Raw genomic sequence first — 23,454 nt, 5'->3', positions numbered from 1 at the left:
GGCTGACGGCGCACCGCGCACCGCGGACCACGACCGAGACCGGTCAGCGGCTGTCGGTCAGCGGCTGCCGGTCAGGTGGGCGAAGACGACGACGTTCCCCTGGTAGCCGGTCGTGCGCGAGTAGCCGCCGCCGCAGGTGATGACCCGGAGCTCGGGACGGTTCGCGGCGCCGTACACCTTCTCGTCGGGGAAGTCGCGGGCCTGGTAGACCTCCACCGCGTCGACGCTGAACACGGCGACGCTCTTGTCCTTCCGGTCCAGCTCGATGGTCGCGCCGCGTCTGAGGGCGCCGAGGTCGTAGAAGACGGCGGGGCCCTCGGTGTTGTCGACGTGCCCGGCGACGATCGCGGTGCCGGTCTCGCCGGGGGTGGTGCCGGCCTCGTACCAGCCTGCGAGGTTCTTCTGCCCGGCGGGCGGGACGTCGAGGCTGCCGGTGGGGGTGAGGGCGAGGCCCATGAGGGGGGCGTTCACGCGGATGGCGGGGATGCGGATGCGGGTGGGCGGGGAGGGCGGCAGCGCGGGGGCTCCGAGGCGTTCCTCGCCGGGATCGGGGCGGCCCTCGGCGGCGGACGGCTGCGGCGGCGCGTCCTGCGGTCCGAGGCCGGGGCCGAGCAGCCATACGCCGGAGCCGAGGGCCATGACCGTCACGGCGGCTATCGCGGTGTCCCCGATCCTGCGCATGCGAACCCCTCTCCCTGAGGGACGAACGTGACCCCCTCCCCCTCCGGGCCGCGAGGGGCGTCGGACCCGGAGGGGGTGGGATGTGCGGTACCGGCGGACGGACAGCGGAGGGTGTCCGTCAGATCACATCGCCTCTCGCCCGGCGATGCAGGAGCCAGGTACCGCCCGCGGCGGCGACGGCCAGAGCCGCCACGCCTGCCGCGGTCTGTGCGGGGTCGGAGCCGAAGGCACCACCGACCCCCGTCTTCACACTGCCGTGGGGCTGCACCTGCTGCCCCGCGGCCGGCGCCAGTGCCACCACCAGGTCCCCGGTCACCTGCCGGGTCCCCTCGGCGCACTTCGCGACGATCTCGTACGTCCCCGGTTGCGCGCTCGGCGGCACCTGGAACTGCCCGATCGCCTCGCCCTCGTGCGTGCTCGGCGCAAGGGTGAACGTGCCGGCGCCGACCGAACTGGCGTCCCCGACCGCTGTTCCCTTCTCGCCGCAGGCCGCCGTGTTCACGGTGACCTGACCGCCTGCCGCCGCGGTCGACGGGTACACGTCGAGGCTGCCGGTGGCGCCGCCGTACGCCGGCGCGACGGCGAGTCCGGCCGTGGCCACGGCCAGCGCGGTCCCGGTCACCAGACGGGCGGTGCGTCGCATGGTGCTCCCTCGGTCGAGGTCGTCCACTCCCTTGCTCTACCGAGGTAAAAGCCAAGCGCCCGGCCCCGCTCCCTGAGGAACCGTCAGTTTTGGGATGAACGGGTGTCACGGAGACGGGGCGAGGAGTCCTTCGCGGGGGGATTCCGGCAGGTCAAGGGGGTTGCGCGGGCACCGGTATGAAGAACACACGAATGGTGGGGGGTGGAGGGAGTGAACGGGTGACCCCGAAAGCGGCGGCCCGGCGATGTCCGGGGACGGCGATGTCCGAGGGCGACGATGCCCGGGGACGGCGATGCCCACTGACGGCGATGTCCGGGGACGGCGATGTGCCGACCGGCGACCCGTCCGTCAAGGAGACGGCGCGCCCCGCATCCCCTGTACGCCCTCCGGCACCGTCCGGATCGCCGCGATGTCGAACTGCAGCCGTACCGTCTCGCTCACCATCGCCCCGCCCTCCGCCAGGCGGGAGTTGTAGGCAAGGCCCCAGTCCATGCGGTTGATGGTGGTGGTGCCGTCGAAGCCGACGCGCTGGTAGCCGAAGGGATCCGTGACGTTGCCGATGTAGGTGAGTTCCAGGTCCACCGGGCGGGTCGTCTCCTTGATGGACAGGTCGCCGGTCATGACGTAGACGTCCGGGGCTTTCAGGCGGACCGCCGTGCTCTGGAAACGCATCCGCGGATAGGTCGCGGAGGCGAGGAAGTCGCGGCCCGCCAGGTGGGCGTCCCGCTGTTCCACGCCCGTGTCGACGCTCGCCGTGGACAGGATGATCTCGGCCTGGGAACGGGACGGGTCGCGGCCGTCGAAGTAGAGGCGGCTCTTGTACTCGGTGAAGGCCCCGCGGACCGTCGTCACCATGGCGTGCCGGACCGAGAAACCGATTCTGCTGTGCGCCGGGTCGATGACCCATTCGCCGGTGAGGGCGGCGAGGGCGGGGTCCAGGAGGACGGGGGCCGAGGTGGGGGAGGCCGGCGCCGCCGGCGGGCGTGAGGGGACCGTGGGGGTGCGGCGGGACGTGTGGGGGCGGCTGAACAAGTTCATGATTTATCTAGTTAGTCGACTCGGGGAATTGCCGCAAGTGGCCGTCAGGACAATGGAGTTCGGGAATTACGTATACCGTCACCGAAACTGCACATCGCCATCATGAGATCCACTCAGGAAGTGCTCTGCATTCTCCGGGTTCCACGTTTCCCGGTTTCCTTGAATTGCGCTATTCCCCGTTGTCTGGGGTGTATGTGACGGCCGCCCCGGTTCGTTCGCCGGGGCGGCCCGCCTCACCTCCGTGTGCCGTGGCTCAGTTCACGTTCACCGCGCTCCATGCCGCCGCCACCGCGTTGTACTCCGCGCTGCCGTTGCCGTAGAGGTCCTTCGCCGCGTTCAGGGTCGCGGTGCGGGCGCCCGCGTAGTTCGTCGAGGACGTCATGTAGACCGTCAGCGCGCGGTACCAGATCGCGCCCAGCTTGTCGCGGCCGATCCCCGTCACCGTCGAGCCGTTGTACGTCGGGGAGTTGTAGCTCACGCCGTTGATGGTCTTCGCGCCGCTGCCCTCCGCGAGCAGGTACGCGAAGTGGTTGGCGACGCCGGAGGAGTAGTGGACGTCCAGATTGCCCACCGACGAGCTCCAGTAGTCCGCCGAACTCCCGTCCTTCGACGGCTGGTCCATGAACCGCAGCGCCGCCTTCCCGAAGCCGGAGCGGACGATCTTCTCGCCGATCAGGTAGTCCCCGGGGTCCGACGCGTTCCCCGCGTACCACTCCACCAGCGTGCCGAGGATGTCGGAGGTCGCCTCGTTCAGGCCGCCGGACTCGCCGGAGTACGTCAGCGCGGCCGTCTTGCTGGTGACGCCGTGCGTCATCTCGTGGCCCGCCACGTCCAGCGCCACCAGCGGGCCGAAGGTCGTCCCGTCACCGTCGCCGTACGTCATGCAGAAGCAACTGTCGTCCCAGAAGGCGTTGTTGTAGCTGTTGCCGTAGTGGACGCGGTTGTACGAGCCCTTGCCGTCGCCCGCGATGCCGTTGCGGCCGTGGACGTTCTTGTAGTAGTCCCAGGTCTCGTTGGTGCCGTACTGGGCGTCGACCGCGGCCGAGGAGCGGTCCGAAGTGGCGCCCGTGCCCCAGTGGTTGTCGGCGTCCGTGAACACCGTCGACGGCGCCCGGCTGATGCAGATGCCGAAGATGCACAGGTCGGTCTTGTTCGCCGCGTCGCCCGTGTACGTGTTGCCGCGCGTCGGGTCCGTCAGGTTGTACGTCGAGCCGGACTGCGTCGTCTCCAGCGGGACCGTGCCGCTGTACAGCGACTTGCCGTCGCCGGTCGCCGTCTCGATGCTGTCCCAGGCGTCGATCTGGGCCCCGGTGCGGGCGTCCGTCAGCACCGTGCGGGCGACCGGGTTGCCGAGCGAGTCCTTGCCGACGGCGTTGGTGCGCCAGGCCAGCTTCGGGGCGCCGTGCAGGGCGTCGACGATCAGCTGCGGCTTGGCCTGCACCTGCTTCAGCGCGTCGCCGAGGTTCGCCGCCCGCAGCGCGTTCACCGCGAGGTCGGCGGCCTTCGGGGCCGAGACGCTCGGGACGGTCGACGCCAGGGATATCCGGCTCCGGGTCGCCCGGTCGGCGCTGCGGTACGCGCCGTCCGACTTGAGGTGGACGACGAAGTCGCCGCCCAGGACCGGGAGGTGGTGGTACGTGCGGTCGTAGCGGACGTGCTGGGTGCCGTTCCTGTCCACGATCACGTCACGGACCGAGGTGCCCTCGGCGGACGTGAGGCCCAGGGCGGTGGCCTGCTGGACGAGTGCCTGTGCCGCGTTCGCGATCGCGGTGGCCCTGGTCGGTCTCGTGTCGGCGTGGGCGGCGGGGGAGAGTGCGGCGGCCAGCAGGGTCGCGGTGGTGGCGGCGACGCCGGCCGTGGCGAGACGGGAGGCTCGGGTGTTCCGTGTCCGGCTCATCGGTCTCCTTGGAGGTGCGCCTCGAAGGCGTGGGGGTGGCGCTGATGACGACAGAGATTTAAGAGGCCATGACATGTCATGTCCATAGCGCCTCCATGGAGATGTGTGTGGAGGTGGAGGGGGTGCAGAATCCTTCCTGTGACCATCCGCGCCCCCCGCCACCTCCCGTTCTTCGTCTACGGCACGCTCCGCCCCGGCGAGGTCAACCACGACGCGTATCTGCGGGGGCGGACGGAGACCGAGGAACCCGGCCGCCTCGACGGCGCGGTGCTCTACGACGGGCCCGGCTACCCCTACGCCGTCGAGGAGCCCGGCCCCGCGGCGGTGCGCGGCGAACTCGTCACCGCGCGCCCCGAGGCGTACGACCGACTCCTCCTGGAACTCGACGCGTTGGAGGAGTGCGTGCCGGAGGACCCGGCGAGCCTCTACGTGCGCGTCGCGCGGGACGTCGTACGGCTGCGGGACGGGGCCGAGGTCCGGGCCTGGGTGTACGTCGCCGGGCCCGTCGTCGCCGGGAAGCTGCGTGCCGACGGGCGGCGCATCGACGACGGCGACTGGCTGGGCCACGGCTGACCGGGGCGCCGGAGAAGCCGGCCGAGGGGTGCGGGAGGGGCCGGTCGAGGGGTGCCGGAGAGGCTGACCGAGGGGGTGCCGGAGAGCTCGGCGCCCGGTCAACTCCCCGCGGTATCCCAGCCATCGTGAGAACCGATGGCCGGTCGGCGGCCGGTGCCGCCGGGCCCGAGCGGGCCGAGCGGGGCTGATCGGCGCCTGGTCCGGCGTCGCTTCCGTTGCCCGCGCGGCACGGCACCCCCGCACGTGGCTCATTCCCCACCCCTGTTGGCCGGTCCCGCCCCGTTGAGTCTTCAAGGGGCCCGACTACAGTCGTCGTCTGCCACCGCAGCCCCACAGCCCCAGCCCCGCAGTACCCGCGCAAGCCCCGCACGGCGCCCCACCCCGCCCTGACCGGGCCCCCGCCGCTCCCGGACTCGGCCTCCCCCCACTCGAAAGAGCCAGCCAGGAGGTCTCCGAGCCATGCCTCTGCGTCACCTCACCCCCCGCGACCAGCACCTCTTCTGGCAGTACGGCCGCGGCGCCGACGTACCCGTCCACGAACCGCTCGTCCACCGGGCCATCGAGCGGCACGCCATCGTCACCCCCCACGCCGTCGCCGCCGAGCACCACGGCGCGACCCTCACCTACGGTGAACTCGACCGCTACGCCGGTGCCCTGGCCGCCCGGCTGGTCCGCGAGGGCGTCCGGCCCGGTGACCACGTCGGCCTGTTCGCCCGGCGCTCCATCCCGATGCTGGTCGGCCTGTTCGCCGTCCTCAAGGCGGGCGCCGCCTACGTCCCCCAGGACATCGGCCGCACGCCCCCGGCCCAGCTCGCCGACGTCGTCCGCACCGCCCGCACCCGGGTGATCCTCACCCAGAAGGAACACGTCCCGCGCGTCCCGCTCCCCCTCCCCGGCGGCCACCGGCTGATCGCCCTCGACGACCCGGCGCCGTACGATCCAGGACCCCTGCCGCTGCTGCCGCCACACCCCGACGACGGCTGCTGCGTCCTCTTCGTCCCCGGGACCGCCGGCCGCCGCCACGGTGTGAAGCTCACCCACCGCAACATCACCAACCTGCTGCTCACCGAACCCGGCGGCCTCGGCATCCGCCCCGGCGACCGGGTCGCCCAGCTCCTCGGCATCGCCTCCGGCCCTGCCGCCTGGGAGATCCTCGGCTGCCTCACCCGCGGCGCCACCCTGGCCGTCCGCGGCACGGACACCGGCACGGACACCGGCACCGACGCCACCGCCCGCACCGCGACCGTCCTGATCGCGACCCCCGCCGTGCTGTCCGGCATCGACCCCGCCGACTGCCCGCACCTGCGCGCGGTCGCCGTCACCGGGGAACCCTGCCCGCGCCCGCTCGCCGACCGCTGGTCGCGCCGGACCGCCCTCTTCCACTGCCGCGGCCCGGCCGAGGCGACCCTGGTCACCACCATGGGCCGCCGCACCCCGGCCACCGGACGGCCCCTGCCCAACGGCACGGTGTACGTCCTCGGCGCCGACCGCCGTGCGCTGCCCATCGGGGAGACCGGCGAGGTGTGGGCCGGCGGCGACCCGGTCCCGGCCGGCTACCTCGGCGAGGAGACCCTGAACGCCCAGCGGTACGCCCCCGACCCGTTCCTCGGCGCGGGCCGCGCCATGTTCCGCACCCGCGGCCTCGGCCGCTGGACCCCCGACGGCGACCTCGAACACCTCGGCCGCCCCGCCGACCGGCCCGTTCCGCCCGGCGAACGGCCCCTGCTGCGGCTCGCCGGGGAACGCGCGGCGGCCACGGTGACGGTCACCCGATGAGGACCACGGCGCCGCGCTCCCAGGGCCTGTCCTAGTGCGGCGCCGCGGCCAGGGCCTCGGCCACTCCCGGTTCCTTCTTCCCCAGGAACCGGGGGTTCGGCTCGAACAGCACGTCGAGGGCGGCCTTCCCCGCCGCGAAGACCTCCCGCGTCCCGCCGTAGTACCAGGTCACGTCGTGCTTGGCGTCGACCCCGACCCCGTACGACGCCACTCCCGCGGCCTCGCACAGCGCCACCGCGCGCCGGATGTGGAACCCCTGGCTGATCAGGACGGCCCGGTCCACGCCGAAGATCTTCTTCGCGCGGACGCAGGAGTCCCAGGTGTCGAAGCCGGCGTAGTCGCTGACGATGCGTCTGCCGGGGACGCCGTGCGCGGTCAGGTAGGTGCGCATGGCGTCCGGCTCGTCGTAGTCCTTGCGGCTGTTGTCGCCGGTGACGAGGACGACCTTGATGCGGCCCTCCTTGTACAGGGTCGCCGCCGCGTTCAGGCGGTTGGCGAGGTAGGGCGAGGGTTCGCCGTCCCACAGGCCCGCGCCGAAGACGACCGCGACGTCGGCGCGCGGCACGTCCGCCGGCGTGCGCAGCCGGTCGGCCGTCGAGACGTACAGCCAGGTGGCGGGCAGCAGCGCGAGCACGCACGCGGCCATCACGCCCTGCACCAGGCGCCGCCGGCCGGTGCGGGTCCGCGGCAGCCGCGGTCGGCGGATCCTCATACGCGCGTTCCCCCTCGTTCTTCCTGCGGGTTCTTCTTGCAGGTTCTCCTGCGGGTTCTTCCTGCGGGCTTCGACCATGGAGGACGCAGCGCGGGGGGTTCCGGTTCGCTCACAGCGTGCGGGTGCGCGGCGTGAAGTGCCGGAAAAGACTCGTGACGGTCAGGCAACGGGCGTGCAACCTCGCCCGGCGAGGATCTTCGCATGACGGTGACCGACCTCTCCCCGCGCCCCGGTCCGCCCGCCCTGGTCCTGGTGGCCCACGGCAGCCGCGACCCGCGCGCGCTCAGCACCGTGCGGGCGCTCATGGACCGGGTGCGCGCGCTGCGCCCGGGCCTGCCCGTGCACCTCGGTCACATCGAGCTCAACGAGCCGCTGCTGCCGGACACCCTCGCCGGCCTCGGGGAGGCCGAGGCCGTACTCGTCCCGCTCCTCCTCGGCCGCGGCCACCACGTCAAGCGGGACATCCCGGAAATGGCGGCCGCCGCCGGCGCCCGGACCCGCGTCGCCGCCCCGCTGGGCCCGCACCCCCTGCTGGCCGGCACCCTGCACACCCGCCTGCTGGAGGCGGGCTGGCGTCCGCGGCCGGCGAGCGCCGTGGTCCTGGCGGCGGCGGGCTCGCGCGACCCCGACTCCGCGGCCGACACCGACCGCATGGCCGACCTCCTCGCCGCCCGCCTCGGCGTCCCGGTCCTCCCCGCCTACGCCTCGGCGGCGGCCCCGACGGTCCCGGAGGCGATCTCCGCCCTGCGGGCGAGGGGCCGCCGGCACATCGCTCTCGCCTCCTACTTCACGGCCCCCGGCCGCTTCGCCACCGAGTGCGCGGCCCACGCCCCGTGGCTCGCGTCGGCGCCCCTGGGCGCCCACGACGCGATGGCGGAGCTGATCCTCCACCGCTACGAGCGGGCACTGGGAACGCCGGTGACCGCGGCCGCCTAGGGGTGCGTTCGCGGCTGCGGGTGCGTTGTGGCTGATCGCGCAGTTCCCCGCGCCCCCAAAAAAGGTGGGTCCACCGGGCGGACCTGAAAGGGGCGCGGGGAACTGCGCGACAAGCCCCCACGCACCCGCACCCGCAAACGCCACCCAACCCGGCAGATCAGTAGGCGCACCAAACACCCATTTGTCACTACCGCCCCGTACTGTCGAACCATGGCAGTCCCCGCACCCCCGTCGGCCTACGACCCGGCGTCAGCCGACCGCTGGGCCCCCGAACCCGACAAACGCCCCGGCCGCACCGCCTTCCAGCGCGACCGCGCCCGCATCCTGCACTCCGCCGCCCTCAGGAGGCTCGCCGGCAAGACCCAGGTCGTCACCCCCGGCACCTCCGCCCAGGCGTGGGACGCCAGCCCCCGCACCCGCCTCACCCACTCCCTCGAATGCGCCCAGGTCGGCCGCGAACTCGGCGCGGCCCTCGGCTGCGACCCCGACCTCGTGGAGGCCGCCTGCCTCTCCCACGACCTCGGCCACCCGCCCTTCGGCCACAACGGCGAACAGGCGCTGAACGAGTTCGCGGACGACTGCGGCGGCTTCGAGGGCAACGCCCAGTCCCTGCGGCTGCTCACCCGCATCGAGCCCAAGCGGTTCACCCCCGAGGGCTCCGTCGGCCTCAACCTCACCCGGGCCGCCCTGGACGCGGCCACCAAGTACCCGTGGCCGCGCGGCGCGCACCCCACCGCCCCGGCGTCCCCCAAGTTCGGTGTGTACGAGGACGACCGGCCGGTCTTCGACTGGGTCCGCAAGGAGGCCCCCGGCACCCGTACCTGCTTCGAGGCCCAGGTCATGGACTGGTCGGACGATGTCGCCTACTCCGTGCACGACGTCGAGGACGGCCTGCACGCCGGCCACATCGACCCCAACTGCCTGCACGCGGAGCCGGAGCGGCAGGAGGTGTTCGCCGTCGCCGTCGGCCTGTACGTGCCCGCGTCCACCGACCCCGCCGAGCTCGCCGCCGCCCTCGACCGGCTCCAGGACGAGGAGTGGTGGCCGCACGGCTACGACGGCAGCGCGGTCGCCCAGGCCCGCCTCAAGGACGCCACCAGCCAGCTCATCGGCCGGTTCTGCCTGGCCGCCGAGGCCGCCACCCGCGAGGCGTACGGCGGCGGCCGGCTCACCCGGTACGGCGCGGAACTCGTCGTACCGCGGGCGGCCAGAATGGAGTGCGCGGTGCTCAAGGCGATCGCCCACCGGTACGTCATGCAGCGCGCCGAGCAGGAGCGGCTCCGGGCCGACCAGCGGGTCGTCGTCGCGGAACTCGCCGAGGCGCTCACCGCCCGCGCACCCGACGGACTCGACCCGCAGTTCCGGGCCCTGTTCGACGCGGCCGGCGACGACCACGCCCGCAAGCGGGTGATCGTCGATCAGATCGCGTCGCTCACCGACGCCTCCGCGCGGTCGCTGCACGCGCGACTGACGGGACGTATGTGAACACTTTGTGACTCTCCGCGACTCCCGCTGGCCTGATCGGGGCAAGATCGCGTCAGCGGGGGTCACTCCCTCTTCCCGCATCACGCTGCGTGCGGGAGGCTCACAGTGCGGCGCATGTGGGCGGCATATGTGGCGGCACCCTTACGAGGAGGCATCAAGTGGTCGACGCGGACCAGACTTTCGTCATCGTCGGAGGCGGACTCGCCGGTGCGAAGGCGGCCGAGACGCTCCGAGCCGAGGGCTTCAGCGGCCGGGTGATACTGATCTGCGACGAGCGCGACCACCCGTACGAGCGGCCGCCGCTCTCCAAGGGCTACCTGCTCGGCAAGGCGGAACGCGACAGCGTCTTCGTGCACGAGCCCGCCTGGTACGCGCAGCACGACATCGAACTGCACCTCGGCCAGACCGTGGACCGCATCGACCGCGCCGCCAAGACCGTCCGGTTCGGCGACGACGGCACGCTGGTCCGCTACGACAAGCTGCTGCTCGCCACCGGGGCGGAGCCGCGCCGCCTCGACATCCCCGGCACCGACCTGGCCGGCGTCCACCACCTGCGCCGCCTCGCGCACGCCGAGCGCCTCAAGGGCGTCCTCGCCGCGCTCGGCCGGGACAACGGGCACCTCGTCATCGCCGGCGCCGGCTGGATCGGCCTGGAGGTCGCGGCGGCGGCCCGGACCTATGGCGCCGAGGTCACCGTCATCGAGCACGGGCAGACCCCGCTGCACAGCGTGCTCGGGCCCGAACTGGGCAACGTCTTCGCCCAGCTGCACGAGGAGCACGGCGTCCGGTTCCGGTTCGGGGTGCGGCTCACCGAGATCGTCGGCCAGGACGGCATGGTGCTGGCCGCGCGCACCGACGACGGCGAGGAGCACCCGGCGCACGACGTCCTCGCGGCGATCGGCGCGGCGCCGCGGGTCGGGCTGGCCGAGGCGGCCGGCCTGGAGCTGGCCGACCGGGCGCGGGGCGGGGGCATCGTCGTCGACGAGCGGCTGCGGACGTCCGACCCGGACATCTACGCGGCCGGCGACGTGGCCGCGTTCCCGCACGCCCTGTTCGACACGAGGCTCCGCGTGGAGCACTGGGCCAACGCGCTGAACGGCGGCCCGGCGGCGGCGCGGTCGATGCTCGGGCAGGACGCCGTGTACGACCGGGTGCCGTACTTCTTCACCGACCAGTACGACCTGGGCATGGAGTACAGCGGGTGGGCGCCGCCCGGGTCGTACGACCAGGTGGTGATCCGCGGGGACGCGGGGAAGCGGGAGTTCATCGCGTTCTGGGTGAAGGAGGGGCGGGTGCTGGCCGGGATGAACGTGAACGTGTGGGATGTCACAGAGCCGATCCAGAAGCTGATCCGGTCCGCGGGGCCGGTGGATCTCGACGCGCTGGCCGACCCGCATGTGCCGTTGGAATCGCTCGCCTAGGCGTCTGCGGCCGTCGGCGCGTGCGCGGGTGCGGGCCGAGTGTGGCTGGTCGCGCAGTTCCCCGCACCCCTGAAGGGGCGCCCCGGCGCGCCGCAGTTGTCACAGCGCCCCCGTAGAATTCACCCGTGGCTGGACGGATCAATGACGAGGATGTGAAGGCGGTACGGGACGCGGTCCCGATCGACGCCGTTGTGTCCGAGTACCTCCAGCTGCGCAACGCGGGCGGCGGGAACCTGAAGGGCCTGTGCCCGTTCCACGACGAGAAGTCGCCGTCCTTCCAGGTCAGCCCGAGCAAGGGACTCTTCCACTGCTTCGGCTGCCAGGAGGGCGGCGACACCCTCACCTTCGTGATGAAGGTGGACCACCTCTCCTTCTCGGAGGCGGTGGAGCGGCTGGCCGCCCAGGCCGGCATCACCCTGCGCTACGAGGAGGGCGGGTACAACCCGTCCCACCAGCGCGGTGAGCGCATCCGCCTGGTCGAGGCGCACAAGATCGCCGCCGTCTGGTACGCGGAGCAGCTCGCCACCAGCCCCGAGGCCGAGACCGGCCGGGTCTTCCTCGCCGAGCGCGGCTTCGACCAGGCCGCCGCCGTGCACTTCGGCGTCGGCTACAGCCCGCAGGGCTGGGACCACCTCACCCGCTACCTGCGCGGCCAGGGCTTCACCGACAAGGAGCTGCTGACGTCCGGGCTGTCCCAGGAGGGGCGGCGCGGTCCCATCGACCGCTTCCGGGGCAGGCTCATGTGGCCGATCCGGGACATCGGCGGCGAGGTCGTCGGCTTCGGCGCCCGCAAGCTCTACGAGGCGGACAACGGGCCCAAGTACCTCAACACGCCCGAGACCGCGATCTACAAGAAGTCCCAGGTCCTGTACGGCATCGACCTCGCCAAGCAGCACATCGCGAAGGCCAGCCGGGCGGTCGTGGTCGAGGGCTACACGGACGTCATGGCCTGCCACCTGGCCGGGGTGACGACCGCGATCGCCACCTGCGGCACCGCCTTCGGCGGCGAGCACATCAAGATCCTGCGCCGCCTGCTCATGGACAACGGATCGGCCCGCGTGATCTTCACCTTCGACGGTGACGCGGCCGGGCAGAAGGCGGCCCTGCGCGCCTTCGAGGACGACCAGAAGTTCGCCGCCGAGACGTACATCGCCATCGCCCCCGACGGCATGGACCCCTGCGAGCTGCGCCTGGCCAAGGGCGACGAGGCGGTCGCCGACCTGACCGAGCCCCGCACCCCGCTCTTCGAGTTCGCGCTCCGCCAGATCGTCGCCCGCTACGACCTGGACACCCCGGCGGGCCGCGCGGCCGCGCTCGACGAGGCGGCGCCGATCGTCGCCCGGATCAAGAACAGCGGCGCCCAGCACGAGGTCGCCGTCCAGCTCGCCGGCATGCTCGGCATCCTCGACACCCAGTTCGTGGTGAAGCGGGTGGCCCAGCTGGCCCGTTGGGCCCGCGAGAAGGGCGGCGGCGGCCGGACCTCCGCCCAGGCGCGCGGTCCGCAGCAGTCGTCGTACGACACCGGTGCGGGCCGACCCGCCGTCTCCGGGCCCGCCCTCAACCTCCGCAACGCCGTCTTCGCCACCGAACGCGAGCTGCTGAAGCTCGCCCTCCAGCGCCCCGAGCTGGTCTCCCCGGCCTTCGACGCGTACGGCATCGACGAGTTCACCGCCGAGCCCTACGCGGCCGTGCGCCGGACCATCATGGAGGCGGGCGGCGCCGAGTACGGCACCCAGGACCCGCAGGAGTACCTGGTGCGCGTCCGCGAGGCCGCCGCCGACGACGGGGTCCGGTCGATGGTCACCGAGCTCGCCGTCGAGGCGATCATGCGCCGCACCGTCGACGAGAACTACGCGGGCGAGCAACTCGTGACCGTCCGCCGCAGGGCCGTCGACCGCCGTATCCACGAGATCCAGATCACCCTCACCCGCCTCGGCAGCGGCGGCGACCCGGCCCAACTCTCCTCCGTGCAGAACGAGTTGTGGGTCCTCCAGCAGTACGGGCAGGCGCTGCGCGAGCAGGGTCCGGCCGCCCTCTGAGTCCCGGCGGGCCGACGGGATAACCGCGCGGTCACGGACCGGACGCAAAAAGTCACCGCACGCCCCTCGTGGCGGCGATGTGTCTTACCCCACACTGGGGGCGGTGCCTGAGTCCTCGGAGCGCGGCCGGCCCGTCCCGGACGGGTCCCACACCCCCGCCGTTCCACTCATCGCGTACGGGACGGACAGCGGCGAGGCCGTCGTCTCCGCCCCCGAAGTACCGCTGCCGTACCCCCTGGCAGCGATCATCCTGGAGGTCGCCCCCGTGCAGACCCAGACCCTGACCCAGACGGACAGCAGCAGCACGCTGACGGACGAGCCGGACGCCGATACCGGCGGCCATGCCGGCGTGCCGCCGCAGAGCCGCGCCGCGCTGCACCCCGAGACCGAGGCGGAAGGCCCGCCCCCGGAGGAGCTCGCGGCCGACGCCCCCGACACCGAGCCGGAGCCCGAGCCCGAGCCCGCCGAGCCGCGGGCCGCCGCCCGCGCCGACACCGGCGGACCCTCCTCCGACCTGTTCCGCCAGTACCTGCGCGAGATCGGCCGCATCCCGCTGCTCACCGCCGCCGAGGAGGTCGAACTCGCCCGTCGCGTCGAGGCAGGCCTGTTCGCCGAGGAGAAGCTGGGCAGCACCCCCGACCTCGAAGGCGAGCTGGCGCTGGACCTGGACCGGCTGGTCGTCATGGGCCGCATGGCCAAGCGCCGCCTCATCGAGGCGAACCTGCGGCTGGTGGTGTCGGTCGCGAAACGGTACGTCGGCCGCGGCCTGACCATGCTCGACCTGGTGCAGGAGGGCAACCTCGGCCTGATCCGGGCCGTCGAGAAGTTCGACTACGCCCGCGGCTACAAGTTCTCGACGTACGCCACCTGGTGGATCCGCCAGGCCATGTCCCGCGCCCTGGCCGACCAGGCCCGCACCATCCGCGTCCCCGTGCACGTGGTGGAGCTGATCAACCGGGTCGTCCGCGTCCAGCGCCGGATGCTCCAGGAGCGGGGCTACGAGCCGACGCCCGACGAGGTCGCCGCGCACCTGGACCTGGCGCCGGAGCGGGTGGGCGAGGTGCTCCGCCTCGCCCAGGAACCGGTGTCCCTGCACGCCCCGGTGGGCGAGGAGGACGACGTCGCGCTCGGCGACCTCATCGAGGACGGCGACGCGGCGAGCCCGGTCGAGTCGGCGGCGTTCCTGCTGCTGCGGGAGCACCTGGAGGCGGTGCTGTCGACGCTCGGGGAGCGGGAGCGGAAGGTCGTCCAACTCCGGTACGGGCTGGCCGACGGGCGGCCTCGGACGCTGGAGGAGATAGGGCGGATCTTCGGCGTGACGCGGGAGCGGATCCGGCAGATCGAGTCCAAGACGCTCAACAAGCTGCGGGACCACGCTTTCGCGGATCAGCTCCGGGGTTACCTGGACTGACGCCGGGCGCGGGTGCGTGGGGGCTGGCCGCGCAGTTCCCCGCGCCCCTCAAGCTTGGCTGCGGGCAGGCGTGCCGCAGGGCGGCACGGGTGGGCGCGGCGGCACCCGGCAAGCGCCGGTGAGCGTCCCCACCCGTGCCCAGCCCCCAGCGGCCGGCGCCGGACTCAGTCCACCTCGGCCACCGCCTGCGCGAACTGCGCCTTGTACAGCCGCGCATACGCCCCGTCCGCCGCCAGCAGCTCCGCGTGCGCGCCCTGCTCCACGATCGAGCCGTTCTCCATCACGAGGATGGTGTCCGCGTCCCGGATCGTCGACAGCCGGTGCGCGATCACGAACGACGTCCTGCCGTGCGCCAGTTTGGCCATCGCCTTCTGGATCAGGACTTCCGTACGGGTGTCGACGGACGACGTCGCCTCGTCGAGGACGAGGATCGTCGGGTCGGACAGGAAGGCGCGCGCGATGGTGATGAGCTGCTTCTCACCGGCGCTGACGCCCGTGCCCTCGTCGTCGATGACCGTGTCGTAGCCGTCGGGGAGCGTACGGACGAACCGGTCCGCGTGGGCCGCCCGGGCCGCCTCCTCGATCTCGCCGGGGGTGACCTCGCGCGAGGCGCCGTACGCGATGTTCTCCGCGATCGTGCCGCCGAACAGCCAGGTGTCCTGGAGCACCATGCCGATCCCGGAGCGGAGTTCGTCCCGGGACATGTGGCTGATGTCGACGCCGTCGAGGGTGATCCGGCCGCCGGAGACGTCGTAGAACCGCATCAGCAGGTTCACGAGCGTCGTCTTGCCGGCGCCGGTCGGGCCCACGATGGCCACCGTGTGGCCCGGTTCCACCGTGAGGGAGAGGTCCTCGATGAGCGGCTTCTCCGGGTCGTAGCGGAAGGAGACGTGCTCCAGGGCGACCCGGCCGCGCAGTTCGGCGGGGCGCTCGCCGGGGACCGGGTCGGCCTCCTGCTCCTCCGCGTCGAGGAGTTCGAAGATCCGCTCGGCGGAGGCGACACCGGACTGCACCAGGTTGGCCATGGAGGCGACCTGGGTCAGCGGCATCGAGAACTGCCGGGAGTACTGGATGAAGGCCTGGACGTCACCGATGGAGAGCGCGCCCGACGCGACCCGCAGACCGCCGACCACGGCCACCAGCACGTAGTTCAGGTTCGACACGAACATCATCAGCGGCTGCATCACACCGCTGTTGAACTGCGCCTTGAACCCGGCCTCGTACAGCGCCTCGTTCTGCTCGGCGAACTGCTGCGCCGACTCCTCCTGGCGGCCGAACACCTTCACCAGGGTGTGCCCGGTGTACATCTCCTCGACGTGGGCGTTCAGCTTGCCCGTCGAGCGCCACTGCTGCACGAAGTGCGGCTGCGAGCGCTTGCCGATGCGGGTCGCGACCAGGAAGGACAGCGGCACGGTGACCAGGGCCACCAGCGCCAGGATCCAGGACACCCAGAACATCACCGCGAGCACGCCGATGATGGTGAGCAGCGAGTTGATGAGCTGGCCCATCGACTGCTGGAGCGTCTGGCCGATGTTGTCGATGTCGTTGGTGGCGCGGGAGAGCACCTCGCCGCGCTGTCGCTTGTCGAAGTAGGAGAGCGGCAGCCGGGAGAGCTTCGTCTGGACGTCCTCGCGCAGCCGGTACATCGTGCGGTTCACGGACCGGTTGACGAGCCGGGTCGCCACCGCCATCAGCAGGCCGGCGACGACGTAGGTGCAGAGCGCGAAGAGCAGGACGTCGCCGACCTGGCCGAAGTCGATGCCCTTGCCCGGGGTGAAGTCGGTGGACCTGAGCATGTCGGCGACCGTGTCCTGGCCGCGGTCGTGCATGCCCTGCAGGACCTGCTCCTTGGTGGTCCCGGCGGGCATCCGCTTGCCGATGACGCCGGCGAAGACCAGGTCGGTGGCCTTACCGAGGATCTTGGGGCCGATCACGTTGAGGGTGACGCTCGCGACCACGCAGAACAGCAGCAGGTAGATCGTGAGCTGTTCGGGTTTGAACCGGGCGAGGAGCCGTTTGCCCGAGTTCTTGAAGTCCATCGACCGCTGGTCGGGACCGCCCCCGGCCATCATGCGTCCCATGGGCCCGGCCATCAGGCAGCCTCCGCTTCCGTCAGCTGGGAGAGCACGATCTCCCGGTAGGTCTCGTTGCCGGCCATGAGTTCGTGGTGGCGGCCGGTGCCGACGACGCGTCCCTCGTCGAGGACGACGATCCGGTCGGCGTCGCGGATGGTCGCCACCCGCTGGGCGACGATGACGACGGTCGCCTCGGCCGTCTCCTGGGCGAGCGCGGCGCGCAGGGCGGCGTCGGTCGCGTAGTCGAGGGCGGAGAAGGAGTCGTCGAAGAGGTAGATCTCCGGGCGCTGCACGAGCGTACGGGCGATGGCGAGGCGCTGGCGCTGGCCGCCGGAGACGTTCGTACCGCCCTGGGCGATGGGCGCGTTCAGCCCGCCCTCCAGCTTCTCGACGAAGCCCTTGGCCTGCGCCACCTCCAGCGCGTGCCACAGGTCCTCGTCGGTGGCGGCCGGGTTGCCGTAGCGCAGGTTGGTCGCGACGGTGCCGGCGAACAGGTACGGCTTCTGCGGGACCATGCCGACCGTCTGCGCGAGCAGCTTCGGGTCGAGGCCCGAGACGTCCTCGCCGTCCACGAGGACCTGGCCGTCGGTGGCGTCGAAGAGGCGCGCCACCAGCCCGAGCAGAGTGGACTTGCCGCTGCCGGTGGAGCCGATCACGGCGGTCACCTCGCCGGGCCTGGCCACCAGGTCGACGGCCTTCAGCACCGGCTCCTCGGCACCCGGATAGCGGAACCCGGCGGCCCTGATCTCCAGATGGCCGTGCCGGCGCAGCTCGGTGACCGGGGCGAGTGGCGGGACGACGCTGGACTCGGTGTCCAGGACCTCCTCGATGCGCTCGGCGCAGACCTCCGCGCGCGGCACCATCATGAACATGAAGGTGGCCATCATCACGGACATCACGATCTGCATGAGATAGGCGAGGAACGCGGTCAGGTCACCGATCGCCATCTGCCCGCTGTCGATCCGGTGGGCACCGAACCACACCACCGCGATGGACGAGACGTTCACCGTCGTCATGACGATCGGGAACATCAGCGCCAGCATGTTGCCGGTGGCCAGCTGCATCTCGGTCAGGTCGGCGTTGGACTTCCCGAACCGGCCCTGCTCGTACTCGTCGCGGACGAACGCGCGGATCACCCGGTTGCCGGTGATCTGCTCGCGCAGCACCCGGTTCACCGTGTCGAGCCGCACCTGCATGGCCCGGAACAGCGGCCGCAGCCGCCGCACGATCAGCGTCACGCTGATCCCCAGCACGGGTACGACGGCGACCAGCACCCCGGACAGCGGAACGTCCAGGCCGAGGGCGAGCACGATGCCGCCGACACACATGATGGGCGCCGACGCCATCAGGGTGAACGCCATCAGGACCAGCATCTGGACCTGCTGTACGTCGTTGGTCGTACGGGTGATGAGCGAGGGCGCCCCGAAGTGACCCACCTCACGTGCGGAGAAGGACTGCACCCGGTCGAAGACGGCGGCCCGCACGTCCCGGCCGAGCGCGGACGCGGTCCTGGCGCCGTAGTAGACGGCACCGACGTTGCACACCACCTGAGCGAGCGAGATGCCGATCATCAGGGCGCCGAAGGACAGGATGTAATCCGTGTCACCCTTCACGACGCCGTTGTCGATGATGTGCGCGTTGAGCGTGGGCAGGTAGAGAGTGGCGCAGGTCTGCAGGAACTGCAGCAGCACCAGGATCGAGATGGGTTTCCTGTAGGGCCTGAGATAGGTCCGCAGAAGTCGTATGAGCACGCTACGTCTCTCGGAGTCGGCGGTGGGGTGGGCGGGGTCGTCTGCCCGAAGGGCGGGGTGTTTGCCCTAGGCCCCTATCGTCCGACACTCCACCCGCGTTACCTCAACCGATTAACCCGACAGCGGACGCGCGCGGCCGTGCGCTTCGCGGGGTTTACGACCGGAACGCCCCGGGATGGGTCTGCTCCCGCACCGACACGAACTGCTGCCGCACCGCCTGCCCGACGGCCAGCTCGTCCCCGGGCTCCAGCACCTGTGCCGCCGCGCCCTGCCACACGGGCGGCGTGCGCGGGTCCAGCGTCCCCTGCGAGACCCCGAGCGCCCAGGCCGCCTGCCGGGCCGCCCCGATCGCCGCGTAGTCCGCCGGCTGCGGTACGACGACCTGCGCGCCGAACAGCATCGGCGCCGCCGCCTGGACGGCCGGCAGCTCGGCGGCCCCGCCGAGCAGGAAGATCCGCCGCACCTCGACACCCCGGTTGCGCAGCACGTCCAGCGCGTCGGCGAGCCCGCACAGCATGCCCTCGAAGGCGGCGCGCGCGAGATGCTCGGCCCTCATCGACTCCCGGCGCAGCCCGGCCAGCGTGCCGGCGGTGTGCGGCAGGTTCGGTGTCCGCTCGCCCTCCAGGTACGGCAGCATGACCAGCCCGTGCGACCCGGGCGTGGACTTCATCGCCAGGTCGGAGAGGGCCTCCAGATCGGCGAGCCCGAGCAGCTCGGCGGTGCCGCGCAGGGCCCGTACGGCGTTGAGCGTGGTGACGACCGGCAGGTGCATGCCGGTGGCGTCGGCGAGCGAGGTGATCATCCCGGAGGTGTCGGCGAGCGCCTCGGTGTGCACCGCCATCACCGACCCCGAGGCGCCGAGCGACACCACGGCGTCCCCGAACCCGAGCCCCAGCCCGAACGCGGCGGCCATGGTCTCGCCGGTCCCCGCGGAGATCAGCAGCCCCTCCGGGGTGGTGCCGGCCGCGTCGGAGGGCCCGATCACGTCGGGCAGCATCGCCTGATGGCCCAGGGCGAGTTCGACGAGGTCGGGCCGGTAGCCGCCGGTGGCCGCCGACCAGTAACCGGTCCCGGAGGCCCCACCGCGGTCGGTGGTCCGCCGCACCGGCCGGCCGAGCAGCTGCCACACCAGCCAGTCGTGGGCCTGCAGCAGTACGGCGGTCCGGCGGGCGTTCTCCGGTTCGCTCTTGGCCAGCCAGCGCAGCTTGGTGACGGGCTGCGCGGCCTGCGGCACGCACCCCACCGCCTGCGCCCAGGCCTCCCGCCCGCCCAGCGCGTCGATGAGGTCGGCGGCCGCGACCTGGGACCGCTTGTCGCCGCCGACCATCGCGGGACGGACGGTGTTGCCCTGGGCGTCCAGCGGGATCAGCGCGTTCTGCTGCGCCGACACGCCGATGGCCTGCACGCCCTCCAGGAGCCCGCCGCCGGCGGCCTCGCCGAGGGAGAGCAGCCAGGCCTGCGGGTCGACGTCGCTGGGGCGTGCCCCGCCGTCCGGCGTGTCGACCGGGTGCGGTGCGTATCCCTGGCGGAGCACCGCACCCGTGTCCGTGTCGCAGACCACGATGCGAGTGAAATCCGGTGAGCTGTCCAACCCGGCGACTATCCCCATGACCGAAATTCTGCCGCACGCTCCGCTGTGGTTCGGCCGACGGGCGCCTTCTGGGGTGGGTGCCCTGTGTCGTACGGCGGGTGCGGGCGGGTGGGGGCCGCTCGCGCAGTTCCCCGCGCCCCCAGGTGGGACGGGCTGCCCGGCGCCGGAAGGGGCTGTCAGTTGTTGCCGGTGCCCCAGTCGTCCGAGGCTGCTCCGTTGGTGTTGCGTTCACGGAGGGAGCGGACCCGGGCTGCCACCGAGTCGGGCATGCGGTCGCCGACCTTCTCGCTCACCGAGTGGAACGCCTTGCCGGCGTAGACGCGGCCCTGCTGGGCGGCGGTCTCCGCGGTGTTGCGGACGGCCGGGTTCTGGGCGACCTGGCGGGCGGACTTCTTCAGCTGCTCGTAGCGCTCTCGTCCGGCCCGCGTGCCGAGCACGTAACCGAGAGCGAGCCCGACGACGAACGTGAGCTTGTAGCGCATGGCGGTGCCACCCTTCCGACGTGGGGGAGTACCGATTGGCGGAGCACCCCCCTGCTTGCGCTAATGTATGTGTCGCAGCGAGCGAGCGCCCCCTGGCGAATACCCAGGTAGGTACGTTCGATGCAACGAGGCATTCCTCCGTAGCTCAATTGGCAGAGCAGCCGGCTGTTAACCGGCAGGTTACTGGTTCGAGTCCAGTCGGGGGAGCTCGGTCCTCCGTAGCTCAATTGGCAGAGCAGCCGGCTGTTAACCGGCAGGTTACTGGTTCGAGTCCAGTCGGGGGAGCATGCTGAACGAGGGCCCCTTGCGGGGTCCTTTTTCATGCCCGCGGGAACCGCTGGGCCTGCACCGATGTCCTGAAGGTCGTGACTGTCCGCAGAAGCCGACCAGCCGAGGCAGGAGATCGTATGAGCGGCTATGCTGCGGCAGACGGCGCGCACACTTGTACGCGACACGCCGCTATGGGGCGGTAGCTCAGCCGGTTAGAGCAGCGGACTCATAATCCGTCGGCCGTGGGTTCGAGTCCCACCCGCCCCACTCCACCTCCGCAGGGAAGAAACGATTTCACCTGCGGCAGGGCGTCAGCCCCCTTCCGGTGGAGGGGGTTTCGTCGCCCCTGAAGATCGCTAGCTGGCCCGCTGCCGGCCCGAAAGCAGAACGATCAAGACAGGAAGAAGCCCCGGCCGGGTCGGCTTCCGGCCGGGGCGCAAGGTCGCAGGGACGCCTCAGGCGCGGGCCTGGACGATGAGGGTCCCGATGGTCCGGTTCCCCGGTGGAGCGGCGAGTACGCGCGCGTCGACGCCCGTGAAGCCGTACCCGCGGAGCAGGCGCTCCCAGCCGTCCGCCTCGTAGTCCCAGCGCTTCACGACGAGCGGGTCCTCGTCGTCGCCGCGCGGGATGTACGACGCCTGGCAGCCGTAGCAGCCCTCGACCGCGGGCCGCTGCGAGAACACGAGCCGGCCGCCGGGCCGCAGCCGCTCACGGACGGCGGGCAGCAGCCGGGCGGGGTCCGTGAACCAAGCGGCGCCGTACACCGAGTACACCGAGTCGAAGCCCTCCCGGTCCTGGCCCAGGAAGGCGACGGCCTCCGCCTGGTGCAGCTCCAGCCCGGGCGTCGCCCCCACCGTTCCCGTGCGGCGGCCAGCTGGCGGGGCGAGACATCCACCCCCACGGCCCGCGCGCCGAGGCCGGCCAGGTACGCCGCGTTGCCGCCCTTGCCGCAGCCGAGATCCAGTACGCGGCCGCCGTCCGGAACCTCCAGCAACTCGGCGCCCGGGCCGTGGTCCTGATACTGGGTCCAGTTGAACCAGGTGGTCTCGCCGCGCGCGTTCACCGGCCGCCGCCCGGGCCGCTGCCGCGAGTAGGTGTCCCAAGCGATCGCCGTCTCTGTCACGTGATGCTCCGCTCACAGGGCCAGCCGCCCGGCTGTGACACCGGGCGGCTGGAGTCTTGCACGATCGGTGGTGCTGGGTCAGCGCTTCCCGCCGCTGTTGGGGCTGTCGGTGCAACCGTCGTGGCACTGTGTGCAGTCCGCCATGTCCGGCCACAGGTCCGGGTCGACGGTGTACCCGGCCGCGGTGATGGCGGCGACCGTCCGCTCCCGGGCGGACTGTGCTTCTCCGGGCGCCTGGTAGTCGTCGGCGGTCGGGACGTGGTGGACGAACCGGCCGGCGACCTGATCGCAGAACTCGGCGTAGTCGACGGTGTGAAGGATGAAGGCGTGCCAGCCGTAGTCGACCGGCTTGCTGGGGGCCAGGGACTGGCCGGGCTGCCGGCCGGACGCGGCGACGAACGCCGCGGCCCGGCCGACGATGCGGCGGGCGGTCTCCGAGCTGATCTCGGGCTCATCCCGTCGGCCCTCGGTCCAGGTCTCGATCACACCCCGCATAAGCTGCGGGCGTGGATTACAGCGAGCTTGAGGCGGAAGTTCTCCGGCTGGTCGTCGGGGCCACCGAGGCCGGCGTTCGTGCCTTCGGCGAGGAGACGGTCAGCCGTCTGGTGCGGCCGGAGCTGCTGCGCGGTGCGGCCGAGGACGAACTCACGGAGGACGCCCGGGCCGCACTGACCACCGCCTGCGCGAACGTCCTGACGATCAGCGCCGCCGAGCTGCACGATGCGCTTGCGAGGATCTACGACGGCATCCTGGTCGAAGACGATCTGGACCCCGGAGTCCTGACCGCCATCAGCGCGTTGGCGCACTGGAAGAGCTACCTGGAGCAGAACCGGCGCGGCGAGCTCTACGAACTCGCCATCCGTTCCATCGAGGACATCGACCACGAGGTGTCCGCGGATCTCGACGACTTCCTCGCCACACCGGAGATGGCGGCCGAGTACGAGCGCATCCGGCGGCTGCTGGCCCCAGACGCGAAGTAGGTGCACCGGACCCGGTGCGGCTGGTCCCGGAATCCGATCCGCCGTCCACCCCCGGTCCGCCGAGGGCGCGAGGCATCTGTCAGGCCCTCGAATCCGTCCTCATGCCTGCCTCCGGCCTCGGCCGGAAAAAGGCATCAGCCCACGAACCGCCCTCTAACGGTCCGCGATCGGGTGGTCGGCGGCTTGTGCGGCCCACGAGGCGAGGATGCGCAGGCGGTCGTGGCTGGGGGTGCCGGGCTCGGCGGTCAGGGTGATGAGCTGCTGGTCGGGGTCGTCGGTGGAGGTGAGGAAGGACCAGTCGAGGGTGAGCGGGCCGACAACCGGATGGTTCAGCGTCTTCGTGCCCGATCCCTGGACGGCGACGCGGTGGGCGCCCCACCAGCGCCGGAAGTCGGGGTCCTGGAGCGACAGCTCGCCCACCAGTTCGGCCAGCCGCGGATCCTTCGGATCGCGGGCGGCTTCCATGCGCAGCTGTGCCAGGGTCATCTGCGCCACCCACTCCCAGTCCGGGTACAGCGCTCTGACGGCCGGTTCGCAGAAGACCAGCCGTACGAAGTTGCGCTTCTTCTC

19 protein-coding genes, 3 tRNA genes and 2 pseudogenes are annotated in these 23,454 nt (G+C 71.9%); 11 read left to right on the top strand and 13 right to left on the bottom strand.

Features of this window, described 5'->3' with window-relative positions; genetic code table 11:
- Nucleotides 1-57 precede the first annotated feature (57 nt).
- The 4 genes from ACGF5O_RS04435 to ACGF5O_RS04420 form a co-directional block, all read right to left on the bottom strand.
- Nucleotides 58-681 (bottom strand): class F sortase, encoded by a 624-nt coding sequence (locus ACGF5O_RS04435; RefSeq protein WP_393808431.1) that lies wholly within the window; start codon nt 679-681, stop codon nt 58-60.
- Between the two features lie 118 nt (nt 682-799).
- A complete protein-coding gene (locus ACGF5O_RS04430) occupies nt 800-1,324 on the bottom strand; it encodes a hypothetical protein (RefSeq protein ID WP_393808430.1) in 525 nt (174 codons plus the stop codon).
- A 348-nt stretch (nt 1,325-1,672) separates the two neighbouring features.
- Nucleotides 1,673-2,362, bottom strand: a complete 690-nt coding sequence (locus ACGF5O_RS04425) for a YceI family protein (RefSeq protein WP_393808429.1) — start codon at nt 2,360-2,362, stop codon at nt 1,673-1,675.
- A 253-nt stretch (nt 2,363-2,615) separates the two neighbouring features.
- On the bottom strand, nt 2,616-4,259 hold the full coding sequence (locus tag ACGF5O_RS04420; RefSeq protein WP_393808428.1) for a M4 family metallopeptidase: 1,644 nt from the start codon (nt 4,257-4,259) through the stop codon (nt 2,616-2,618).
- Between the two features lie 138 nt (nt 4,260-4,397).
- Here ACGF5O_RS04420 and ACGF5O_RS04415 point away from each other — a divergent pair, with 138 nt between their 5' ends.
- Both ACGF5O_RS04415 and ACGF5O_RS04410 read left to right on the top strand, forming a co-directional pair.
- The gene (locus ACGF5O_RS04415) at nt 4,398-4,832 is read left to right on the top strand and encodes a gamma-glutamylcyclotransferase family protein (protein WP_393808427.1); all 435 of its coding nucleotides are present in this window, start codon (nt 4,398-4,400) and stop codon (nt 4,830-4,832) included.
- 459 nt (nt 4,833-5,291) lie between these two features.
- Entirely contained in the window at nt 5,292-6,608 is a 1,317-nt protein-coding gene (locus tag ACGF5O_RS04410; RefSeq protein WP_393808426.1) for an AMP-binding protein, read from the top strand.
- Between the two features lie 31 nt (nt 6,609-6,639).
- On the opposite strand, the gene ACGF5O_RS04405 is transcribed toward ACGF5O_RS04410, so the two are convergent.
- Nucleotides 6,640-7,320 carry a vancomycin high temperature exclusion protein gene (locus ACGF5O_RS04405; protein WP_393808425.1) on the bottom strand — a complete coding sequence of 227 codons (681 nt, stop codon included), beginning with the start codon at nt 7,318-7,320 and terminating at the stop codon, nt 6,640-6,642.
- 201 nt (nt 7,321-7,521) lie between these two features.
- On the opposite strand from ACGF5O_RS04405, the gene ACGF5O_RS04400 reads away from it, so the two are divergent.
- From ACGF5O_RS04400 to ACGF5O_RS04380, 5 genes are all read left to right on the top strand, one after another.
- Nucleotides 7,522-8,256, top strand: a complete 735-nt coding sequence (locus ACGF5O_RS04400) for a sirohydrochlorin chelatase (protein WP_393808424.1) — start codon at nt 7,522-7,524, stop codon at nt 8,254-8,256.
- Nucleotides 8,257-8,466: 210 nt separating this feature from the next.
- Complete coding sequence (locus tag ACGF5O_RS04395) at nt 8,467-9,741, top strand: deoxyguanosinetriphosphate triphosphohydrolase (protein ID WP_393808423.1); 1,275 nt, start codon at nt 8,467-8,469, stop codon at nt 9,739-9,741.
- A gap of 158 nt (nt 9,742-9,899) precedes the next feature.
- On the top strand, nt 9,900-11,162 hold the full coding sequence (locus ACGF5O_RS04390; RefSeq protein WP_393808422.1) for an NAD(P)/FAD-dependent oxidoreductase: 1,263 nt from the start codon (nt 9,900-9,902) through the stop codon (nt 11,160-11,162).
- A 125-nt stretch (nt 11,163-11,287) separates the two neighbouring features.
- Nucleotides 11,288-13,201, top strand: a complete 1,914-nt coding sequence (dnaG, locus tag ACGF5O_RS04385; protein ID WP_393808421.1) for a DNA primase — start codon at nt 11,288-11,290, stop codon at nt 13,199-13,201.
- Between the two features lie 103 nt (nt 13,202-13,304).
- The gene (locus ACGF5O_RS04380; protein ID WP_393808420.1) at nt 13,305-14,612 is read left to right on the top strand and encodes an RNA polymerase sigma factor; all 1,308 of its coding nucleotides are present in this window, start codon (nt 13,305-13,307) and stop codon (nt 14,610-14,612) included.
- A 164-nt stretch (nt 14,613-14,776) separates the two neighbouring features.
- On the opposite strand, the gene ACGF5O_RS04375 is transcribed toward ACGF5O_RS04380, so the two are convergent.
- The 4 genes from ACGF5O_RS04375 to ACGF5O_RS04360 form a co-directional block, all read right to left on the bottom strand.
- Nucleotides 14,777-16,705 (bottom strand): ABC transporter ATP-binding protein, encoded by a 1,929-nt coding sequence (locus ACGF5O_RS04375; RefSeq protein ID WP_393808419.1) that lies wholly within the window; start codon nt 16,703-16,705, stop codon nt 14,777-14,779.
- Nucleotides 16,705-18,438 carry an ABC transporter ATP-binding protein gene (locus ACGF5O_RS04370; protein WP_393808418.1) on the bottom strand — a complete coding sequence of 578 codons (1,734 nt, stop codon included), beginning with the start codon at nt 18,436-18,438 and terminating at the stop codon, nt 16,705-16,707. Before ACGF5O_RS04370 ends, ACGF5O_RS04375 begins: the two co-directional genes overlap by 1 nt.
- A 154-nt stretch (nt 18,439-18,592) precedes the next feature.
- A complete protein-coding gene (locus tag ACGF5O_RS04365; protein WP_393808417.1) occupies nt 18,593-20,047 on the bottom strand; it encodes an FGGY family carbohydrate kinase in 1,455 nt (484 codons plus the stop codon).
- A 158-nt stretch (nt 20,048-20,205) separates the two neighbouring features.
- A complete protein-coding gene (locus ACGF5O_RS04360) occupies nt 20,206-20,511 on the bottom strand; it encodes a YtxH domain-containing protein (RefSeq protein WP_393808416.1) in 306 nt (101 codons plus the stop codon).
- 134 nt (nt 20,512-20,645) lie between these two features.
- Between ACGF5O_RS04360 and ACGF5O_RS04355 the strand changes: the two genes are divergently transcribed.
- The 3 genes from ACGF5O_RS04355 to ACGF5O_RS04345 all read left to right on the top strand — a co-directional run bounded on the left by ACGF5O_RS04355 (nt 20,646) and on the right by ACGF5O_RS04345 (nt 21,048).
- Nucleotides 20,646-20,718 (top strand) — tRNA-Asn (locus ACGF5O_RS04355).
- Between the two features lie 5 nt (nt 20,719-20,723).
- Nucleotides 20,724-20,796: transfer RNA gene (locus tag ACGF5O_RS04350), tRNA-Asn, on the top strand.
- A gap of 178 nt (nt 20,797-20,974) precedes the next feature.
- A tRNA-Ile gene (locus ACGF5O_RS04345) sits at nt 20,975-21,048 on the top strand.
- Between the two features lie 188 nt (nt 21,049-21,236).
- Here ACGF5O_RS04345 and ACGF5O_RS04340 read toward each other — a convergent pair.
- The 3 genes and pseudogenes from ACGF5O_RS04340 to ACGF5O_RS04330 form a co-directional block, all read right to left on the bottom strand.
- Nucleotides 21,237-21,635 carry a methyltransferase domain-containing protein gene (locus tag ACGF5O_RS04340; protein ID WP_393808994.1) on the bottom strand — a complete coding sequence of 133 codons (399 nt, stop codon included), beginning with the start codon at nt 21,633-21,635 and terminating at the stop codon, nt 21,237-21,239.
- Nucleotides 21,636-21,676: 41 nt separating this feature from the next.
- Nucleotides 21,677-21,844 (bottom strand): annotated as a pseudogene (locus ACGF5O_RS04335) (SAM-dependent methyltransferase); the annotation flags it as partial.
- 138 nt (nt 21,845-21,982) lie between these two features.
- Nucleotides 21,983-22,390: a glycine-rich domain-containing protein gene (locus ACGF5O_RS04330; protein ID WP_393808415.1), complete on the bottom strand. Its 408-nt coding sequence runs from the start codon at nt 22,388-22,390 to the stop codon at nt 21,983-21,985.
- Between the two features lie 20 nt (nt 22,391-22,410).
- Between ACGF5O_RS04330 and ACGF5O_RS04325 the strand changes: the two genes are divergently transcribed.
- Complete coding sequence (locus tag ACGF5O_RS04325) at nt 22,411-22,884, top strand: hypothetical protein (protein WP_393808414.1); 474 nt, start codon at nt 22,411-22,413, stop codon at nt 22,882-22,884.
- 153 nt (nt 22,885-23,037) lie between these two features.
- Here the strand turns inward: ACGF5O_RS04325 and ACGF5O_RS04320 are convergent.
- A pseudogene (locus tag ACGF5O_RS04320) lies at nt 23,038-23,454 on the bottom strand (transcriptional regulator); the annotation flags it as partial.

The sequence above is a fragment of the Streptomyces sp. NPDC048291 genome (assembly GCF_043201715.1).
Lineage (GTDB): Bacteria > Actinomycetota > Actinomycetes > Streptomycetales > Streptomycetaceae > Streptomyces.
The sequence above is the reverse complement of the archived record's forward strand: the minus strand, read 5'-3'. Positions and strand labels throughout refer to the sequence as shown.